Origin of the sequence: Rhodococcus sp. 05-339-2, assembly GCF_002258965.1 — a bacterium.
Classification (GTDB): domain Bacteria; phylum Actinomycetota; class Actinomycetes; order Mycobacteriales; family Mycobacteriaceae; genus Rhodococcoides.
The window spans coordinates 359744-379767 of the sequence record NZ_NOYW01000016.1 but is presented as its reverse complement, the minus strand read 5'-3'; the positions used below and the strand labels follow the sequence as shown (position 1 = coordinate 379767).

At 65.0% G+C, this 20024-nt stretch carries 19 protein-coding genes; 11 read left to right on the top strand and 8 right to left on the bottom strand.

Annotated elements, in window-relative coordinates:
* Positions 1 to 16 precede the first annotated feature (16 nt).
* Genes CH273_RS15410 through CH273_RS15395 form a run of 4 tightly spaced genes read right to left on the bottom strand, consistent with a single transcriptional unit; the run spans position 17 to position 5328 of the window.
* A complete protein-coding gene (locus tag CH273_RS15410) occupies positions 17 to 2149 on the bottom strand; it encodes an alpha-galactosidase (RefSeq protein ID WP_032397081.1) in 2133 nt (710 codons plus the stop codon).
* Positions 2146 to 3075, bottom strand: a complete 930-nt coding sequence (locus CH273_RS15405) for a carbohydrate ABC transporter permease (protein WP_082073862.1) — start codon at positions 3073 to 3075, stop codon at positions 2146 to 2148. The genes CH273_RS15410 and CH273_RS15405 overlap by 4 nt, the downstream gene beginning before the upstream one ends.
* The gene (locus CH273_RS15400) at positions 3075 to 3974 is read right to left on the bottom strand and encodes a carbohydrate ABC transporter permease (protein WP_032397082.1); all 900 of its coding nucleotides are present in this window, start codon (positions 3972 to 3974) and stop codon (positions 3075 to 3077) included. Before CH273_RS15400 ends, CH273_RS15405 begins: the two co-directional genes overlap by 1 nt.
* A gap of 58 nt (positions 3975 to 4032) precedes the next feature.
* Positions 4033 to 5328: an ABC transporter substrate-binding protein gene (locus CH273_RS15395; protein WP_032397083.1), complete on the bottom strand. Its 1296-nt coding sequence runs from the start codon at positions 5326 to 5328 to the stop codon at positions 4033 to 4035.
* A 212-nt stretch (positions 5329 to 5540) separates the two neighbouring features.
* Here CH273_RS15395 and CH273_RS15390 point away from each other — a divergent pair, with 212 nt between their 5' ends.
* From CH273_RS15390 to CH273_RS15370, 5 genes are read left to right on the top strand one after another with little or no spacing between them, the layout of a single operon-like run.
* Positions 5541 to 7574, top strand: a complete 2034-nt coding sequence (locus CH273_RS15390) for a beta-galactosidase (protein WP_032397084.1) — start codon at positions 5541 to 5543, stop codon at positions 7572 to 7574.
* The gene (locus CH273_RS15385; RefSeq protein WP_032397085.1) at positions 7574 to 8392 is read left to right on the top strand and encodes a DeoR/GlpR family DNA-binding transcription regulator; all 819 of its coding nucleotides are present in this window, start codon (positions 7574 to 7576) and stop codon (positions 8390 to 8392) included. The genes CH273_RS15390 and CH273_RS15385 overlap by 1 nt, the downstream gene beginning before the upstream one ends.
* 16 nt (positions 8393 to 8408) lie before the next feature.
* Positions 8409 to 9524, top strand: a complete 1116-nt coding sequence (galT, locus tag CH273_RS15380) for a galactose-1-phosphate uridylyltransferase (RefSeq protein WP_032397368.1) — start codon at positions 8409 to 8411, stop codon at positions 9522 to 9524.
* Positions 9521 to 10687, top strand: a complete 1167-nt coding sequence (gene galK, locus CH273_RS15375) for a galactokinase (protein WP_032397086.1) — start codon at positions 9521 to 9523, stop codon at positions 10685 to 10687. The genes galT and galK overlap by 4 nt, the downstream gene beginning before the upstream one ends.
* Positions 10688 to 10708: 21 nt before the next feature.
* Positions 10709 to 11800 (top strand): ABC transporter ATP-binding protein, encoded by a 1092-nt coding sequence (locus CH273_RS15370; protein WP_032397087.1) that lies wholly within the window; start codon positions 10709 to 10711, stop codon positions 11798 to 11800.
* Positions 11801 to 11807: 7 nt separating this feature from the next.
* Here CH273_RS15370 and CH273_RS15365 read toward each other — a convergent pair whose 3' ends face one another.
* Positions 11808 to 12458 (bottom strand): cutinase family protein, encoded by a 651-nt coding sequence (locus tag CH273_RS15365; protein WP_032397088.1) that lies wholly within the window; start codon positions 12456 to 12458, stop codon positions 11808 to 11810.
* Positions 12459 to 12655: 197 nt separating this feature from the next.
* Between CH273_RS15365 and CH273_RS15360 the strand changes: the two genes are divergently transcribed.
* The 3 genes from CH273_RS15360 (at position 12656) to CH273_RS15350 (ending at position 15096) form a co-directional block, all read left to right on the top strand.
* Complete coding sequence (locus CH273_RS15360; protein ID WP_032397089.1) at positions 12656 to 13780, top strand: hypothetical protein; 1125 nt, start codon at positions 12656 to 12658, stop codon at positions 13778 to 13780.
* 118 nt (positions 13781 to 13898) lie between these two features.
* Entirely contained in the window at positions 13899 to 14168 is a 270-nt protein-coding gene (locus tag CH273_RS15355) for a GNAT family N-acetyltransferase (RefSeq protein ID WP_052049977.1), read from the top strand.
* Positions 14169 to 14265: 97 nt separating this feature from the next.
* Positions 14266 to 15096: a MerR family transcriptional regulator gene (locus CH273_RS15350; protein ID WP_032397090.1), complete on the top strand. Its 831-nt coding sequence runs from the start codon at positions 14266 to 14268 to the stop codon at positions 15094 to 15096.
* On the opposite strand, the gene CH273_RS15345 is transcribed toward CH273_RS15350, so the two are convergent.
* Positions 15084 to 15266 carry a hypothetical protein gene (locus CH273_RS15345; protein WP_032397091.1) on the bottom strand — a complete coding sequence of 61 codons (183 nt, stop codon included), beginning with the start codon at positions 15264 to 15266 and terminating at the stop codon, positions 15084 to 15086. The two genes, CH273_RS15350 and CH273_RS15345, sit on opposite strands and share 13 nt — an antisense overlap.
* Positions 15267 to 15305: 39 nt before the next feature.
* Entirely contained in the window at positions 15306 to 15938 is a 633-nt protein-coding gene (locus CH273_RS15340) for a DedA family protein (RefSeq protein WP_032397092.1), read from the bottom strand.
* 135 nt (positions 15939 to 16073) lie between these two features.
* Between CH273_RS15340 and CH273_RS15335 the strand changes: the two genes are divergently transcribed.
* The 3 genes from CH273_RS15335 to CH273_RS15325 are packed head-to-tail and all read left to right on the top strand — an operon-like array spanning position 16074 to position 18765.
* The gene (locus tag CH273_RS15335) at positions 16074 to 17348 is read left to right on the top strand and encodes a sensor histidine kinase (protein ID WP_082322601.1); all 1275 of its coding nucleotides are present in this window, start codon (positions 16074 to 16076) and stop codon (positions 17346 to 17348) included.
* Positions 17339 to 17995, top strand: a complete 657-nt coding sequence (locus tag CH273_RS15330; protein WP_032397093.1) for a response regulator transcription factor — start codon at positions 17339 to 17341, stop codon at positions 17993 to 17995. Before CH273_RS15335 ends, CH273_RS15330 begins: the two co-directional genes overlap by 10 nt.
* Complete coding sequence (locus CH273_RS15325) at positions 17992 to 18765, top strand: DUF4097 family beta strand repeat-containing protein (protein ID WP_032397094.1); 774 nt, start codon at positions 17992 to 17994, stop codon at positions 18763 to 18765. Before CH273_RS15330 ends, CH273_RS15325 begins: the two co-directional genes overlap by 4 nt.
* Positions 18766 to 18785: 20 nt before the next feature.
* On the opposite strand, the gene CH273_RS15320 is transcribed toward CH273_RS15325, so the two are convergent.
* A complete protein-coding gene (locus tag CH273_RS15320) occupies positions 18786 to 20006 on the bottom strand; it encodes an FAD-binding domain-containing protein (RefSeq protein WP_032397095.1) in 1221 nt (406 codons plus the stop codon).
* Positions 20007 to 20024: the final 18 nt, after the last annotated feature.

Sequence of the window (20024 nt, the reverse complement as noted above, 5' to 3'; positions counted from 1 at the left end):
GGAGCCGATTCACAGTTCAGACGGCTTGCATCCTGAGCAACACCCCCGTCTGCGGGAACAGCACCGGTAGTGCCACACCTGCCCGAGCCAACATCGACCCCGACAGCTCGACCACTCCGCCGTCGGCGATCCACGGTGGTAGCTCGATCCCGTTGCCGGAATCACTCAGTGCATGAACGAATTCGACGCGATACCGCACGGCCGGATCGAGGCCGGGAAGCCGAACACGATCGGTGCGGTCCTCGGGGGAGGTGTCCATTCGCACCACTGCGTACGCGGCCTCCGAGCAGTCCGCAGCCACGACGCCGTGCACCCAGACACTCGGGTCGGGATGGTCGGCGCGTACCACGTTGCCGGTGTGAAGCAGTCCGCGCAATTCCTTGTACAGCGCAGTCCACGACCGCAGGTATTCGTGATCTTCCGCCGCCAGCTCGGTGACGTCCATCTCCAATCCGGCGTGACCGAACAGTGATGTCAAGCAACGGAACTGAAGAGTCGACCATCGACCGGACGTGTGCGCGATCTGCGGACCGACGTGCGAGCCGATCAGCTCCGGTGGCAGCAACTGCGTCGTCCACCGCTGCAACCTTTGACGTTCGAGTGGATCGTTGGTGTCCGACGCCCATACGCGGTCGGTGTGTTCGAGGACCTCGAGGTCGATGCGGGCACCGCCGGATGCACAGGACTCGAATTCGACGTGGGGATGCCGCGAACGCAACGCGTCCAACAGCCGATAGAACGCCGAGGTCTGGGCATGCACCGCAGCGCGTCCGTCGGAATCGATCGCCAGCATCAGGTCTCGGTTGTGGTCCCACTTCACATAGTCGGGCCGCTCGTTCGTCAGCACGGTATCGATGGCAGTGAGGAGATACTCGAACACCTCCGGGCGGGTCAGATCGAGCACGTGCTGGTGACGCCATTCGAGGGGTAGTCGCCCGGGTGCCGCGAGCAGCCAATCCGGATGCGCCCGAGCGATGTCGGAATCCAGGTTGACCATCTCGGGCTCGAACCACAGGCCAGGGCTCATACCGAGTTCACGAACGTGATCGAACAGCGGTGCCAGTCCGTCGGGCCAGACGCCCTCGTCCACCTGCCAGTCGCCGAGGCCGGCTCGATCGTCGCGGCGGTGTCGGAACCATCCGTCGTCGAGCACGAATCGTTCGACGCCCACGTGCGCGGCGACGTCGGCGATCCCGCGGAGTCGGGTGAGATCGTGATCGAAGTAGACCCCTTCCCACACGTTCAACACCACCGGTCGCGGCGAGATGGGATGTGCGGGTCGGGATCGCATCCATCGGTGCAGCGACTGCGCCGAACCATCCAGCCCTGCATCGGAATACACGAAGTGCACCCACGGTGTCGTGTAGGTGTCGCCGTCCTGCAGTACCACCTCGCCGGGGGCGAGCAGCTCACCGCCGCCCAGCACCCCCGAGGCCTGACCGGCCCGCTCGGGAAGCCGCTCGGCAAGATGCAGGTGATCGCCGCTCCAGGCGACATGTGCACCCCATACCTCGCCAGTGCGAAAGCCGAAGCCTTCACTACCGGCGGTGAGAACCAGGGTGGCGTCGTGCCCGGTTCTACCGCGTCGTGAGGCGCGCACGGTAGAGCCGTGATCGAACCGTCGCCGCTGGGGGGTACGTTCGCGGCAGTGCCGTCCCGTCAGGTCGAGTAGTTCGGTTGCACTGTCCGGCAACGGCATCAGCGTCACCACGCCGTCGACGGTCAAGGGTCCACCGGAAACGTTGCGAACACTCTGCTGCACTCGCAGTGAGCCACCGATCTCCATCGACAACTCGATCGACCACGCGATTCCCAACTCGGAGTCGGACGCCGCGACCACACAACGGAAGTCGTCTGCGCGAACAGCGACGTCGCCCCACCGTGGGTACTGCACCGACCCATTGCGGTGCAATGCCAGAGCCGGTGTTCCCTGCCAGGCGTCGTCGCTGCCGGGTGCGAGGGTGAGCCACCGGGGCACATCCACGCTCGAATGCGGGACAGCGGGGATCGCGGCCCTGCGCAGGTCGGTCAGGTCGTTCTCGGACAGCTCGCCCAGATCGGTACCCCAATGCAGCACGGCCGGAACGGCGGTGGATGACGGGCCGAGGATCACCATGACACCGTCACGGCGAAGGACGGAAAAACTCACTTGTTGGCACCCATCGTCAGACCGGATACGAAATGGCGTTGCAGCGCAACGAATACGAGCACTGTCGGTAGAGCCACCAGCACCGAGCCTGCGGCGAGCAGATTGGTGTCGGTGAAGAAGCTACCCTGCAGATTCTGCAGCGCCGTCGTCACCGGGAGCTTGTCGCCACTGACCATCAGGGCCAGAGCCCAGAAGAAGTCGTTGTAGATCCATGTCACCATCAGTGTCGCGAGTGCAGCCAGCGCGGGACGGCACAGCGGCATGACCACCTGCCAGTACTGGCGGAACAGGCTCGCCCCGTCGACGGTGGCGGCCTCGAGCAGCTCGTGCGGAACGGTTTTCATGTAGTTGCTCAGCACGAACACGCAGAATCCGGTCTGGAACGCGACGTGCACGATGATCAGACCCCAGTAGCTGTCGTACAGCGAACCCGACGAACTCATCCAGTACGGAACGGGAATTGCGTTGTACAGACGGAAGAGTGGCGTGAGCAGTGTCTGCTGGGGCAGCAGGTTGCCTGCGATGAACACCGCGAGCATGAAGATGTTGAACTTCCAGCTGAAGCGGGCCAGGATGAATGCCGCCATCGAGCCGAAGAACAGGATGAGCAGTACCGACGGCACGGTGATGATCAGCGAGTTGAAGAAGTAGTGCGGGATTCCGCCGATCTGCCACGAGTCGATGTAGTTGCTGAACGTATAGCCGCCGACGGACAGGTATCCGTTGAGCAACACGTAGTCGTAGTCGCGGAACGAGTTGTACACCGCCCACACGAGCGGGAACATCCAGACGAGCGCCATGACGGTCAGCAGCACGTAGATGGCGATCTGGGCGGTGCCGGCGCGCCGACGGTTGGCCACGGCGGCGCGGTTGCGGGTCAACGGATCGCGCTCGGGCGGTGCTGTGCGGGTGAGTGAAGTGGTCATCAGTCTTTGCTCCGAAGAACGATGGCGAGGTACAGGGCGATGAAGACGAGAGAGATGAGAAGCATGACGGTCGCCAGGGCCGAACCGAAGCCGATGCGGCCTGCTTCACCGACGACGTTGGCGGTGACCAACGCCGATATCAGTTCCAAACCGTTTCTGCCCCTGTTGATCACCCAGACCAGGTCGAAGGCGCGCAGTGCCTCGATGACGGTGATGACGACGATGAGCAGATTGGTGTTCTTCATCAGCGGGAAGATGACGCTGAAGAACGTGCGAATCGGCCCGGCACCGTCCATCACTGCGGCTTCGCGGACGGATGGATCGATGGCCTTGAGGCCGGCCAAGTACAAGAGCATGATGTAGCCGGTGTGACGCCACCCGGCGGCGACCATCACGGCCCAGATGTTGATGTCCGGGTCGCCGAGCCAGTCGACGTCGGTGCCCAGCAGGCTGTTGAGGACGCCGCCCTCGGTGGAGTAGATGAGCTGCCAGATGAAGCCGATGAGAGCCATCGACAGCACCACGGGAATGTAGAAGATGCTCTGGTAGAGCCGAGACCCTTTGAGGTTCTTGTCCAGAAGGATCGCCAGCAGGATGCCGATGACGGTGGGGACGAGGAACAGGAACACCAGCCAGAGCACGTTGTTGTGCAGGGCCTGTTGGAACGGTGGGTAGGCCTCGACGGCATCGACGTAGTTCCGAATGCCGATCCATTCGATGCTCGATGTGCCGCCGATGCCGTCCCAGCGGGCGAAGGACAGGATCACCGTGAAGATCGTCGGAATCCAGACGAGACCGATGACGATCAGCGCGGGGACTCCGAGCATGAGCGCGATGGTCCACTTCTCGCGAACACTGCGCCGAATCTTCGGCGACTTGACCCGTTCGGGTGCGGTCATGGCATTACCTGATCTCGATGTCGAGTGGATGATGGGGGTCGAATCGCACTGCGCACGATCATGTTCCGAACACCGCCGACTTCTGACGTTCGATACTGCGTACCAGGCCGTCGACATCGTTGGGGTTGCCGATGAACTGTTGTAGGGCCGGGATCATGACGATCGAGGCGAAATCGGGTCGGGTATCGCGGTCGAAGAACTGGGTGATCTCCTCGGCGTTCTGCACCAGATCGGCCGATTTGCGGACCAGTGCAGGGAAACTCGACAGGTCGGCATCCCGGTGAGCAGGTATCGCCTGCGGATCCTGCTTCGCGTATGCGACGGCAGGGTCGGGGCCGGTCATGTAGGTGAGGAAGTCCTCGGCTCCGGGCCGGTTGCGCGGGTCGGTGCGCATCATGAACCCGTCCATCGGTGCCTCGACCGTGGATGTTCCTACGGCTGAGTCGAGTTCGGGGAAGGTGAAGAAGTCCAGATCGTCGCGCTCGGCACCGGCGGGGAAGCTCTGCGCCACGAACATGCCGGCGACGAGCGACCCGACGCTCTTGTTCAGCAGCGCCATCTGCGCATCGGCGATCTTGCGGCCCAGCGGCTGCGGCTGGTGGAAGGGCAGCAGTTCACGCCAGGTGTCGAACACGGAACGCACGCGATTGTCGGTCCAGCTCACGTCTCCGGCGAGCAGGGTTCGGTGGAACTCGACGCCGTTGAGCCGCAGATTCAGATAGTCGAACGTTCCGAACGGTGGCCACCCGTCGCGGGCCCCGAAGCCGATCGGGGTGAGGCCGTCGGCCTGCATCTGCTTGCTCAGCGCTACCCACTGGTCGTAGGTCGCCGGGGGCTCGTACCCGCGCTCGGCCCACAGGCTCGGCCGGTAGAACACCGCCCACGGGTAGTAGAAGAACGGGATCAGGTACTGCTTGCCGTCCATGCCGGTCGAGTTCTCGCGGAAGCTGTCGTTGAAGCCACCGCCGTGGTTCGCCCAGATCGGCGACAGGTCCTCCACCAACCCCTTCTCGGCGAAGTACTTCACCCGATAGCCGCCCATCCAGGTGACGACGTCGTCGGGCGTGCCCTGGAGGTAGTTGTTGACGTTCTCCTGGAACGACGTCGAGTCGACGGTGTTGACGGCGAGCTGTCGCCCGGTCTGCTGCCGATACATCGCGACGAAGTCCTCGACACCCAGCTTGGAGTTGGGGTCGGACAATCGTGACCCGAGCGTGGTGACGTTCGGGTCGACGCTGTTCGAGCACGCCGACAGCGCGCCACCGGCGGTGATCGCACCCGCGGCGACGAGCGCGGACCGCAGGAAATCGCGTCGTGACGGCTGCCACGTGCGCGGCCACTCGTGTGGGTTCATGGAAGTCCTTCGACGAAAAGTATCGATAACGATCAGAAGTGAACATCTTCGCGGTAGGTTCCGCGTCGTTTCTCTGACCATTCGGGGTGATGCAGGTTACAGAAACACGACGCGAGGGCGTCTGTCAAGCTCTTCGAGGGCCGCTCACCTGCATCAGTAAGAAAATGTTCATTCATGTTGACATCTGAGAACTGCTCGTTCATATTGTGAGCATGGACACAGCGCAGCGCAGCACCTGGCCGACCCAGGGAATTTCCTTCGGGGGCGACTACAACCCCGAGCAGTGGCCCGAGGACGTCTGGCGACGCGACGTCGAGCTGATGCACGAGGCCGGCGTCGACTTCGTGACCGTCGGTGTCTTCTCCTGGGCGCGCCTGCAGCCGACCGCGTCGACGTGGGACTTCGAGTGGCTCGACCGAGTCATGGATCTGATGCACGAGGGCGACATCCGCGTCGACCTCGCAACGGCGACGGCCTCGCCCCCGCCGTGGTTGGCCACCGCCTACCCGCAGATGCGCCCGGTCGACGAGCGCGGCTACCGCTACGCCATCGGAAGCCGTCAGACGTGGAGCCCCAGTTCTGCTGTGTACCGCGAACATTCGCTCGTGCTGGTCGAGAAGATGGCGCATCGCTACGGTGAGCACCCGGCACTGGCGATGTGGCACGTCTCCAACGAACTCGGCTGCCACAACGCACTGTGCTACTCCGACGACAGTGCGCATGCGTTCCGAGAATGGCTCAGCGCCAGGTACATCGACCTCAAGACCCTCAACACCGCCTGGGGAACCGACTTCTGGAGCCAGCGCTACAGCGACTGGGACGAGATCGTTCCCCCGTCGGTGAGCACGACGTTCGGCAACCCGACGCACCAGCTCGACTGGCGCCGCTTCTGCTCCGACGCTCTCCTCGAGCAGTACCGCGCCGAGAAGGCCGTGCTGAACCGCATCACCCCGAACGTCCCGGTCACCACGAACTTCATGGTCGGCATGGGCCAGGGCCCCGCGCTCGCAGGCAACATGGACTACGCGTCCTGGGCCCCCGAGCAGGACATCGTCTCCACCGACCACTACCTCGTCGGCCCCGAGACCGGTGACGGGGCAGCGCATCACAAGCTGTCGTTCTCGGCCGACCTCACCCGGGGCGTCGCCGGCCGTCGACCCTGGTTGTTGATGGAGCATTCCACCAGCGCGGTCAACTGGCAGCACATCAACCGGGCCAAGGTGCCCGGTGAGATGATGCGAAACTCCCTGGCGCACATGGCCCGAGGCGCAGACGGCATCGCGTACTTCCAGTTCCGTGCCTCCAAGGCCGGGGCCGAGAAATTCCATTCCGCACTGGTGCCGCATGCCGGTGAGGACACCGCGCGGTGGCGTGAGGTCGTCGAGCTCGGCGCTGCGCTGCGTCGTATGGCCCCGGTGGCAGGAAGCACCGTCGATGCCCGGGTCGCCGTGCTCTTCGACTGGGCATCGCAGTGGGCATGCGAGCAGGAGGGCCATCCGTCGATGGCGATGCAGCCCATGGAGATTGCCCGACGGGCACATCGCGGCTTCACCTCCGCAGGCGTGACCTGCGACGTCGTTCCGTCGTCCACGGATCTCGGCGGCTACGACATCGTCGTCGTGCCGGCTCTGTATCTGTGCAGCGACGAGACCGCGGCGCGGATTGCCGACGCGGCCGATGCGGGCGCGCAGGTACTGGTCACCGCATTCTCGGGAATCGCCGACGAGGACGACCACGTGCGACTCGGCGGCTACCCGGGCGCATTCCGCGAGCTGCTCGGCGTCCGAGTCGAGGAGTTCTTCCCGCTCGCCGACGGCGAGACACTGAATCTCGACGACGAGACCGTCGGTGAGATCTGGAGCGAATACCTCACCACGACCGAGGACGTCGATGTGCTGGCGCGCCATACCCGGGGGCATCTGCGCGGCGTTCCCGCGCTGACCAAACGTACCGTCGCCACCGGTGCCGCCTGGTACGCCGCCACCGTGCCCGACGCGGCAGGTTGGGCCACGCTCGCCGACAAGCTCTGCGCCGCAGCCGGAATCGACACCCGACGCGATCTCGGATCGGATGTGGAGATCGTCCGACGGTCGGCAGGGGAGCAGTCCTGGCTCTTCGTGCTCAACCACGGAACCGACAAGGTCAGCGTGCCCGCCTCGGGTACCGATCTGGTCGGCGGCGCACAGATCGACGGCGAACTCATCCTGGCCGCAGGCGGCAGTGCCGTGATCGCCGAGAACCGCTGATGCTCGCCCACCAGCGTCAGCAGAAGATCCTGGACCAGGTGACGGCGGAGGGTGCGGTCAAGGTCGCGGATCTCGGTGCTGCACTGTCGGTGTCGGACATGACCATTCGGCGCGACGTCAACGAGCTCGTCGCCCGCGGTCTGGTCGAGCGGGTGCACGGCGGCGTGACGTTGCCGCGATCGGCGAGCGTCTTCGAGCCGGGGTTCTCGGCCAAGTCCGAACTCGATCGCGATGCCAAGGCGGCCATCGCCCGTGCCGCTGCACGATTCGTGCGGCCCGGGACCTCCATCGGCATCTCCGGTGGCACCACGACGCACGCACTCGCGCAGGAACTGCTCGACGTTCCGGACATCACCGTCGTCACCAACTCCCTGCCCGTCGCCGATGTCTTTCACACCGGTGGCCGGTCGGATCAGACGGTGTTGCTCACCGGCGGACAGCGCACGCCGTCCTACGCGCTCGTCGGACCGCTCACGGTCAGTGCCCTGCAGAGTATTCACCTGGACATGCTGTTTCTCGGAACACACGGAGTGGACATCGAATCCGGGCTCACCTGCCCCAATCTCATGGAAGCACAGACCAACCAGGCGCTGGTCGCGTCGTCTCGTCGCGTCATCGTGCTTGCCGACCACACCAAGTGGGGTGTCCGCGCACTGGCCAACACCATCCCGCTCTCGCGCGTGGACGTGTTCGTCACCGATGCCGGACTCGACCCCGGCGTTCACGAGGCGTTGTCCGAGACGGTCGACGACGTGGTGATCGCCGGAGAGCACACCCCCGACACGAACGAGGAACGAGCACTCGATGACCGCGCATGACGCCACGACGCACTCGATGCGCAAGACGTCGACCACTCTGGCCGACGGCCGTGAGCTGATCTACTACGACGACACCGAGCCCTATCTCTCCGGTGGAGCCACCCGCGATCTGATCGATACCCGGGCCCTCTCACCGTCGATGTCCCAGTCACAGATGCGATTCGACGTCCTCACCGGGGAATGGATCGTCATCGCGGCGCAGCGAATGGACCGCACGTTCCTGCCGCCGGCCGACGCGTCGCCGTTGGCACCGAGCCGACCGGACCGTCCGGCCACGGAAATTCCGGCGGCCGACTACGACGTGGTGGTGTTCGAGAACCGCTTCCCGTCCCTGTCCGAAACGGCAGCGCAGCAATCACTTCCGAGCGAAGTGGACGGCGAAGCGCTGTGGCCGATGGCTCCCGGCACCGGGCGGTGTGAGGTGATCTGCTTCGCAAGTGACCCCGATACATCCTTCGTCGCGCTGGAGCTCTCTCGCGTCCGCACCATCATCGACGTCTGGGCCGATCGCACCACCGCATTGTCCGCGATCCCCGGTGTCCAGCAGGTGTTCTGCTTCGAGAACCGGGGTAAGGAGATCGGCGTCACCCTGACCCACCCGCACGGTCAGATCTACGCGTACCCGTACCTGCCGCCGCGCACCGATGCGCTGATTCGTCAGTCTCGCAAGCACTTCGAGAGCACTGGCCGGGTTCTGCTGGCCGATGTGCTGGCCGCCGAGCTGCGTTCGGGCCGACGCATCGTCGTCGATTCCGAGCATTGGGTTGCGTACGTGCCTGCAGCATCGCGGTGGCCGGTCGAGGTACATCTCGCTCCGCGTCGCGACGTTGCAGATCTCGCCGAGTTGAGCGGTGCCGAGCGGGACGAGCTGGCCGTGGTCTATCGGGGTCTGTTGCGCGGAGTCGACGCATTCTTCGAAGGCGTCGACGAGGTTCCGTACATCGCGGCGTGGCACCAGGCACCCGTCGGAGCAGATCGCGAACTGGGACGCCTTCATCTGCAACTGTTTTCGATGATGCGCTCACCCGGTCGGATGAAGTTCCTCGCCGGATCGGAATCTGCTATGGGGGCCTGGATCAACGACACCACTCCCGAGCGGATCGCGGACCGGATGCGCGAGGTACTGACGTGAACTGGCTCGACGTGATCGCCGACGAGGATCTCGCCGACGGTGCAGCAGCGTTGTTCCGCAGCACATTCGGCGGAGACCCCGACGGCGTCTGGATCGCTCCGGGTCGCGTCAACCTCATCGGTGAGCACATCGATTACGCAGGCGGACTGGTGCTGCCGTTCGCGCTGCCGTACGCCACCGCGGTGGCAGTGCGTCGCCGCGAGGACACCACGATGCGTGCCGTCTCGACGCACACCGACCGGTCGTGGACCGGTGGGCTCGGCGATGTCGGTCCCGGCAACCCTTCGGGTTGGGCGGCCTATGTGGCCGGGGTGTCCTGGGCGCTTCAGGAGCACGGAGTCGGCGGAGTCGACGTGGCCGTGCATTCCTCGGTGCCGGTGGGTTCGGGGCTGTCGAGCTCGGCGGCCCTGGAATGCTCGTTCGCCCTCGCGCTCGACGACCTGTTCGATCTTCGCCTCGACCGAAAAGTATTGATCGAAGCCAGTATTTGTGCCGAGAACGAGATCGCCGGCGCGTCGACGGGCGGCATGGATCAGAACATCGCGATGTCGGCCGAGCGAGGACACGCGCTGCTGCTCGACTGCCTCGACGGTTCGACGCGTCAGATTCCCCTCGATCTGGCCACGTCGGGGACTCGCCTGTTGGTGATCGACACCAACGCCCCGCATCGTCTGGTCGACGGTCAGTACGGAGCCCGGCGCGCCGCCCTGGATACGGCGTACGCCGAACTGGGGGTGACGACGCTACGAGGTCTCGATCTCGAGCGGGCGGTCTCGGGACTCGTCGACGAGACCTTGATCGCGCGAGTTCGCCACGTCGCCACCGAGATCGGTCGAGTCGAGCAGGCCGTCCTGCTGCTGGACCAGGGTGTTGCAGGTGCCGAACTCGGTGAGCTGATGACCGCGTCGCACACGTCGTTGCGGGACGACTACGAGGTCAGCTCACCGGAACTCGACAGTGCTGTCGACGCGGCCCTGCGCGCAGGTGCGCACGGAGCGCGGATGACCGGCGGTGGATTCGGCGGCTCGGCCATTGCGCTGGTGCCCTCGGATCTCGTTGTGGCCGTGGCGGACGAGATCACCTCCAGCGCAGCAAGATACGAACTGCCGGAACCCACCTTCCTCACCGCCGAGCCCGCCGGCTCTGCGCACAGATTCTTCTAACCCATACAAAGGAGCACTCCCATGGCACAGGTCACGTACGAAGGAGCCACCAAGCTCTACCCGGGATCGGACGTCGCAGCAGTCGAATCGCTGGACCTCGCCATCGAAGACGGCGAATTCCTCGTTCTCGTCGGGCCTTCCGGCTGCGGCAAGTCCACCTCGCTGCGGATGCTCGCCGGGCTGGAGGACGTCGACTACGGTGCCATCAAGATCGGCGACCGGGACGTCACCTCGCTGGCACCCAAGGAACGCGACATCGCGATGGTGTTCCAGAACTACGCGCTGTACCCGCACATGACCGTCGCCAAGAACATGGGCTTCGCACTGCAGATCGCCGGAATGGACAAGGCCGAGGTGGGCCGACGCGTCGAGGAGGCTGCGAAGATCCTCGATCTCACCGACTACCTGGGTCGTAAACCCAAGGCGCTCTCCGGTGGTCAACGTCAGCGCGTCGCAATGGGCCGCGCGATCGTGCGCAACCCGCAGGTGTTCCTCATGGACGAGCCGCTCTCCAACCTCGACGCCAAACTGCGCGTGCAGACCCGTACCCAGATTTCGCTGCTCCAGCGCAGGCTCGGCACCACCACCGTGTACGTCACTCACGATCAGGTCGAGGCCATGACCATGGGCGATCGCGTCGCCATCATGAAAGCGGGTGTGCTGCAACAGTGCGCCAGCCCCAAGGAGCTCTACGAGCGCCCGGTCAACGCATTCGTCGCAGGGTTCATCGGATCGCCCGCGATGAACCTGTTCGAGGTGGACGTCGTGGCCGGTGCCGCGAAACTCGGATCGCTGTCGGTGCCCATCGAGCGCGCGATCTCCGATCGAATCGACGGCAGCCGAGTCACGATGGGCGTCCGACCGGAAGCGTGGACGCTCTCCGATTCCGGTACCGACATCGTCGTCGACGTCGTCGAGGAACTCGGTGCGGACGCCTACATCTACGGCCGGACCGTCGAGGACGCGTCGAACCTCGGTACCGTCGGGGCGCAGATCATCGCGCGAATCCCCGACATCGCCACCCCGTCGCAGGGCGATGTCCTCCGCATCGCCCCTCGCGCCGAGGCGGCCCACTACTTCTCGACCACGACGGGATTGAACCTGCGCCGCTGAGATCGGGTCAGCTACGAACGCGAGCCGCTGCGAATTGGGCACCGGCGGTGGTGGATCCGTCGATTGCGTACCGAAGGTGCGCGAGAACATCGAAGCCGCCGATCTGGCACACCGGGTCGCCGACCGTGCAGAAACTCTGCGTGCGCGTGCCGTACTTGGCGCTGGCGGTCTCGATCTTGCTGCCGCGGAGCCCGAGCGGGTTACCGAACACCACCACCGCGTCGATGCGGTCGGCGATCTCCGCCGGGATGACGGCTCCGGTGTTGCTGCTGCTGGTCCGCAGACCCACAGCGTTGGTCACCACGGTGGCCCCTTGTGAGTATCCCCCGATCACGAACGTCGTCGACGGGCACGACGCTGCGACGGACGTGAGGTGTTCGACGAGGTCCCGTGATCCCGGTCCGGCGCTGGCCTGTGTGACGTCGGCCGCGTAGTTCACCGCGTACGTACTGATCGAGCGGTCCGACAACTCCGACTTCAGCCGATCGACGAACGGCCCGCCGGTGATACCGAGGCCGGGGAACTCCGCGGTTCCGCGGGCGAAGGCCACGTCGACATCCGAGCACGGGGCAGCGTTCGCCACACCGGTGGGTTGGGCCACAAAGAATGTGGAAACGGCAAGTGCTGCAACCGAATACAATGCCAGACGCTTGTTCATGAAGTTTCTCCTCGGTCGGTGAGTGCGCAGGTCGAACCATAGCCGTGTCGTACCGCCGGGTTGGAAGTTTCCGGCGAAGTCTCAGCTACCGCTGTGGTCTCTCCAACTCTCGCTTCTCAACGCCTGTTGCGCTACTGTCCTCGGCGGGGTGAGTCCGATCTGCACCGATTGCGGGTCCAGATGTTCCGGGGGAACACGTGTCGAAGAAGTGGTTGCGCGGCGTCGTGGTGTCTGCAGTGGCGGTCGCATTGTGTCCGATCGCCACGGTCTCGGCAGATCCTGCGCCGAGCCCGGCACCAGCGACCATCATGGGGTCCATCGACGACGGGCCGGGTAGCTTCAGCGTCTTCCGTACCGTCGACAGTGGTCAGCGCCCCACCGCCGAGGACAACGCTGCGTGCAACGACTACTTCGGCTCCCCGCGTTCGCTGACCGTGGTGGAACGACTCGACGCGAGGATGTACACCTTCACCAACGACCCGTCGACGGGCTTTCTGCAGAACCCGACGGCTCAGAACGTCGGACCGATCTACGTGTGCGACGGGCCCCTGCTCGACGGCCAGGCCTTCCTGGACCAGTGGGGTGTTCTGACGGCTCCCGGCCTGGGCACGCTGTCGATGGACGGCCCCTGCGGGCTCGAGTTCCTGATCGGCTCGCCCGGACGCGCGGCCGTCGATTGTGTTCTGCGAGTGAACCCCAACGAGTCCGGGGTGGTCGACGGCGTCGCGACCAGCAACTCGATCGCCAATCCGCTTCGCCTGCCGGACGGGCGCACCGGCTCGCTGTGGACCCTCTACACACTCGGTGACGGCACTGCCCCCGTGCCGGAACCCGTTGCAGGAACCCCGCAACCGACCGGGTCGGTGAAGTACAGCGTCGGACGCGAGGTGAACTCGGTCTCGAACGGAAGCACTCCCGCATGCCCAGGTGGCGTGCGCACCACCGAGATCCACGCCGTCTCCGTGGACGCTGCCACCGGCGCGGCATCGACCGAGCCGTCCGCGGACGTGGCCGCCACCGCATCGATCTGCTATCAGAACCCGTCGACTCCGGATTTCGGCGCATCGCTGAGCATCACCAGCTACGGCGTCACGCCTGCGCTCACGGCCACGTCCACCGGGCAGTGCCGTCGTATGGATCTGCCGATCGAGCCGGGCACCGTACAGCAGTCCTGTGGCTTCACCCTGCCGCCGCAGCCTGCTCTCGGCCTGACCGGTGGCCAGGTGACGCTCAACGGTCTGGTTCCGACGAACGATGCTGCAGGCTCGGCCAATTCGGCGATCTGGACCACCTCCTTCCTCGGTTCCATCAGCCCACGATGAGCGGCCGCCGGATCGGCGGTGGTAGTTCTGTCGCTGGTGGCAACGACGCCACCACCGACCATGCGTCGGGTCTGACGCCGGTGTTACCGTCTGCCCGTGGACCTCGTCGTTCCCTCCGGTGATCTCGCCGCTCAGACACGACAGCCACGAACTCGCCGCCCGTCTCGGGCATATCGGCTACGGGGTTCGTGCGTCCGAACGAGGTCGGGGAGTTGCATCGTGGGCAGTACGCGAGGTGCTGACGCTCGCGGCGGGCATGGGCATGACCCGGGTAACGGCAGTCTGCGAGGTGAGCAACGCGGCCTCGATAGCGACTCTGGAGCGTGCCGGAGGCGAGCAAGTCGACTGCATCGGGTCGGTGGTTCGCTTCCGGATTCCCGTGCTGTGAAGAATCGGGTGCAGTCGACCGCGCTCAGCGCGGTCGAGTGCACCCGACTTTCTGCGCTTGACCCTCACACTGTGTGAGACGAGAACCTCGGAGGGTCATGTTCAGCATTGGAGAGTTCGCATCGATCGGCCGGGTGTCGGTTCGTATGCTTCGGCATTACGACGAGATCGGGTTGTTGACGCCGGCGCGGGTTGATCCGTTCACGGGGTATCGCTCGTACGACGGTTCGCAGTTCGAGGTTCTGGGACGCATTCTGATGTTCAAGGACCTCGGGTTCAGGCTCGACGAGGTGACAGAGATCGTGCACGGCCAGGTCGATGACGATCGGCTACGCGAGATGCTCACGGCCAAGCGCGATGATGTCGCTCGTCGGCTCGATCTCGACGCCGCTCGCCTGCGTCGCATCGAAGCGCGACTCTCCCACACCGAAGGGATTTCGATGATCACCGTGGACACCAAGTCGTTGCCGGCCACCCGTATTGCCGTTCTCACCGAGACTGCCGCTGGCTTCGGCCCCCAGAACATCGGACCGATCATCGGTCCGATGTACGCCCGGCTCGCCCGGACACTCGCCGGGCACGGCGTGACGTTCGGGCCGTCGTCGATCGCCATGTACGAGGCCGTCGACGACGGAGACGGCAGCGGCGTCACCGTGCATGCCGCATTCGAGGTGGGACCCCAGGTCGTGGGCGGTGAGGGCTACGAGGTGCGCGAGCTACCGCCCGTCGAGCTTGCGGTGACCACCGTCCACCACGGTTCGATGGCCACGATCGGCGAAACCTGGGAGCAGTTCATCGCGTGGATCGAGGCGAACGGCTACGAACTCTCCGGCATCTGCCGCGAGTTCTACCTGGTGTCCGAGCCGCAGCCGCAGGAGAATTGGGTGACCGAACTGCAGCAGCCGGTGGTTCGACGTCAGGACGCCTGAGCGAACTCCACGAGGGCGGTGCACTGGCAACCGCCGGTGACTTCCTCGCATTCGAGCACCAGGAAGTGACGAACGTACTCGAGATCCACGCAGTCCGGCTCCGTGCACTCCGCACCGCCGACCGCGTGGATCACGAGTGTGCCGTTGCAGGTATCGAAGCGTGCGGACATGCGAATCCCTTTCTGTCGTATCTCTCTACCTCCTTGATATCACCGGGCTCCGACAAGTTCGGGAGAAGACGAGCGTGTTCGACGCCTGAGCTGGGTCGCAGCCATGATGGTCAGAGCCGGAATCCAGGCGTATCCGAGCGCGGTCCTGATGACGGTCCGGTCACCCAGCCACGCTCCGACCGACACCAGTACACCCGCCCACACGACTGCGGCCAGCAGGCTGAGCGCCGTGTACTCGCGGTGCCGCAGTGAGGACGTCGCGACCAGCCGGGGCGTGATGGTGCGGATACCCCCGATGAGGTGTCCGACGATGGCGACAGCGCGTGGCCTCGATCGCGCCTGTGTGGTCAGGCCGAGCACGACCCTCATCACCGCGGCAGGCAGCGCCGACTCCGCTCGTCCGAGACCCAACACGGTGCCGGTGCGGCGACTGTGCCAGAACGCCCACTGCGCACCCATGCTCGACGCCACCGCCGCGGTGACGACGGCAGGCAGCCACGGCACCACACCGATCGACGTCAGCACCCCGAGCGTGATCGGCACGCTGTTTCCCGGTGTGAAAAGACCGAGCAACGACGCGGACTCGAATGCCAGCAGTGCGAAGACGACGGCAAAGACGACCCACACGGGCACGGACGACAACCGGTCCACATCGAGGATGTTCAGGTTCATACCTGTCGAATCTCGTCGTCCGGACCGCAGAAAACACCACGATCGACCCACGGACCGACGGTAGGGCCAGCCCTACCTCGGGCCGTGGGTTCACAGTGCCGACAAGCCGACGACACCCGACTTAGGCTGATCCGCATGAACGAGGCACTACCGATTCCCCTGAATCCGCTCAGGGCATGGATCTCGCCGAACTGGTGGCTGGCGGTGGCGTCGCTGCTGGCATCGACGGTCGCCGGACTCGGCGGCTGGATGATCCTGGGACTGCTGGTACTGGCGGTGTGCGCATTGCCGTTTGCGCTCAGTGGTGTGCTCGTCTTCGCGCTGACGATAGTGGCGCTCCGGTGGATGGACCGTGCAGTGCGTGCCGGAATCGGTTTCACCGGTGGAATTTCCATCGAGGGCCCAGAACCGACCGTGTACCCGACCAGTTGGCGCAGGTTCATCTGGTGCCTCCGTGATATCGGATTGTGGAAGTCGTTCTGCTACTGGCTCCTTCGGATTCCGGTCTCGGCCGTTCTGCTGTTCTTGCTGCCGGCGCTGTTCGTGGTCCTGCCTGTTCTGGCGGCGGCACCGGTCGCCTGGATCGTGACGAACCCGGTCGGCAATCAGCTCGAAATCGGAGATCGGGTTGGCTATCCGTTCGTCGCGCTGGTCGGCTTCGCCTCGCTGGTGACCTTCGTCGCGGGGGTTCCACTGCTGCTCACAGCTCTGGCGCGGCTCGACTGGTGGAGTGCCGCAGCCCTTCTCGGCCGATCCGAATCCAGTAGGCGAGTGGACGAATTGACGGTCAGTCGTGCTCGCGTCGTCGACGCTGCCGATGCCGAACGCCGCCGCATCGAACGCGATCTGCACGACGGGGCCCAGCAGCGTTTGGTATCGGTGGCAATGTCACTGGGGCAGGCGAAGTCGCGCGCCTCGGCAACGGACGATGCGGTACTGAAAGGACTGCTCGACGATGCCCACCGGGAGGCCAAGAACGCGATCGGCGAGATCCGCACCCTCACGCGCGGTCTGCATCCGCCGATTCTGACCGACCGCGGTCTCGACGCCGCTCTGTCGTCCGTCGCGGCGTTGTGTGCGGTACCGGTCACTGTTCGTATCGACCCCGCCCTCTCCGGTGATCGACGCCCGGACGCGACGGTCGAGTCGACGGTCTACTTCGTCGTCTCCGAGGCCCTGACCAACGTGAGCAAGCACGCGAAGGCCGCCCACGTCCGAGTCGATGTCTCGAAAGTCGAGTCCGCCGTACGAGTGACGGTGGTCGACGACGGTTGTGGGGGAGCGCATCCGGCACCGGGGGGCGGTCTGGCCGGGCTCGAGGACAGGCTCAGCGGAATCGACGGAACCATGTCCATCACGTCGCCGTCCGGCGGCCCGACGCGGCTCGAGGTGAGCATCCCGTGCGAGTGATCATCGCCGACGATTCGGTTCTGTTGCGAGAGGGTGTGGCTCGCCTGCTGATCGATACCGGAGCAGACGTGATCGGCAAGGTGTCCGATGCGTCGGAACTGCTCGCGGCCATGTCCGCTGCCGATCCGCTTCCCGACGTGTGCGTGATCGACGTACGCATGCCGCCGACCTTCCTGGACGAAGGTCTGCGCGCAGCGCTGGTCATTCGCCAACGGTGGCCCGCTGTAGGAGTTCTCGTGCTCTCTCAGTACGTGGAGGAACGGTACGCAGCCGAACTCATCCGGCAGAGCACGGACGGCGTCGGATACCTTCTGAAAGACCGAGTGGCCGATGTGGACGAGTTCGCCGATGCGGTGCGGACCGTTGCGACCGGCGGAACCGTCATCGATCCCGAAGTGGTGCAGCAGATTCTGGCGCGAGCTCCGCGCTCGGATCCGCTCGATTCGCTGACTCCGCGGGAGCGGGACGTGTTGACCGCCATGGCCGAAGGCAAGTCGAACGCCGGAATCGCCGCTGCATTGGTGGTCGGTCAAGCTGCCGTGGAGAAGCACATCGGAAACATATTCGCCAAGCTCGGGCTACTCGGAGACAGTGCCGATCACCGCCGCGTCATGGCCGTCCTACGATATCTGGGAGCGATTCAGTGAAAAAGTCATTGTGGCGCAACGTCGTTGCGGTGTCGGTCGCCATAGCTGTCGTGGGCGTGGCGGGCGCGGCGACGACGGCCACGATTGCCTACGGCTTCACCATGCCCAAGATGCAGTCGTTCGACTACGCCACCGACGCAGCGATCACCGGGAAGAATCTCTCGCTTACGACCGGATTCGCCCACGTGTCGGTGTCCATGAGTCCCGACTCGGAGGTGCACGTGCGGGCCGACGGTTCCTATCGAGGCGACACTCCGACCGTCGACATCAGTGACGACGGGTCGAACATCGCTGTGGAATGCTCCTACCGGAAGCGCAGCAGTTGCGACATAGGTCTGGAACTACGGATACCGTCGGGCCTGACACTCGATATCGATGGCACCACAGCCGATGTCGAGCTCGTCGACGTCGACGCGCAGACATCGGTGTCCACCTCGGCAGGTTCGGTGATCTCTCGGGGATCTGCCGGAACCCTGAACATAACAACACGATTCGGTGACGTGGACATCACCGATGCGGCCGTGTCGGCACTGGAGGTGGACACGACGTTCGGTCGGGTCACCGTTGATTCGAGGCAGCCGCCGGATTCGTTACGTGTGCAGAACATGCAGGGCGACAGCATGATCGAACTCCCGCCGGCCGAGTTGTACGACGTCGAGGCGATGTCGGAGAAGGGAGATGTCGAGATCGACGTCGTCGACGATCCGAGTTCTCCGAGGTCGGTATCGGTCAGCAGTGAAGAAGGCCGGATTTCGGTGCTGCGGAGATAGCTCCGGTCGAGGACCGCCGGTCAATGACTGCGTCGCCACGCGCTGAACGACCGTACCGAGGATGTGGTCGGTCGGAACAGCCACGGCCACGGATGCAACTCGACTGGGGCTATGGCGTCGGCGATGCGGGAGAAGCCGGGAACGGGTGCCCAGGTGGTAGCCAAGGAGCGTCCGGAGAGCTCGTCGGACACTCTGCCGCGACGTACCTCCAACGGGCGGGTCGACGCGATCTCGCCGAGCGTCTCGGCGAGAAAGACCAGCCTCTTGCCGGAGAGCCTGAGTTTCCGCAGGAGTGGCTCGTCGAAGACGAACACCGCGGGTCGATCGGTGTCGGCGGCCAGTGCCGGGTCTGCGGTGCCGAGTGACTCTGCCGTTATCCACACCTGTTCTGCACCAGTGCTTTCCGCATGGGCGGGACCGGCAGGAATCGGGGCCTTGTTCAGATCGGGACCGTCGACCGCCGGGCCTAGCTCGTCGTCGGGCCAATTCTCTATGGGGCACGCATCTTTCAATGCGCAGTTGCGGCACAGGGATGGTGCTCGCTTGTTCACCTGCCACCGGCTGAATCCGTAGACCTTGCCGCTTCCGGTACCGACGGTCCACTGCCAGCCGAGGCGGTTGGCGGCGCGGGAGCCGTCGAGTAGATGGGCGAACATCTCGTCTTCGCCGTCGCGCCACGTCGCCCCGGCACGGACTGCCCACTGGGAGGCGAGCCACATGCGGGTTTGGTTGACCAGCCAGCCGTCCTGGTGCAATTCACCCACCACCGAGGACATGCAGTTCATCTCCTCGGGCCACGGCTGCGCGGTCCAGCCCTGGGGTCGCGGCTGCTCACGGCGTAGCGAACGACCGAGGTCGGATCCGGTGCGCGCGTAAAGATGACGCGCGTATTCCTGCCACATCAGTTCGTCGCGATAGCGGGAACGGTCGCGTGGGGGAGCGTCGGCGACCGCGTCCCATACCTCCCGCAGCGTCAGCAGCCCGTGTCGGATGTAGGGCGACATGCGGCTTGCGCCTCGGCGATTCACCGGTAGAACGGTGCTGCGATCGCGCGCATATCCGGTGATGTCGAGTCCGGCCAGCGCGGTATCGGCAGCGGACTGCCCGCCGCGAATGCCGCCGGCCGTGATGGCATCCGGACCCTCGCGAGTCAGATCCCCCAGATGCTCGGCGACCCAGTCGACGACGTCCTCAGTGGTGGAGCCGTCGGCAATCGACGGGGGAGCTGGAAGCGTGGACATACCGCCGGACTTCCCTGT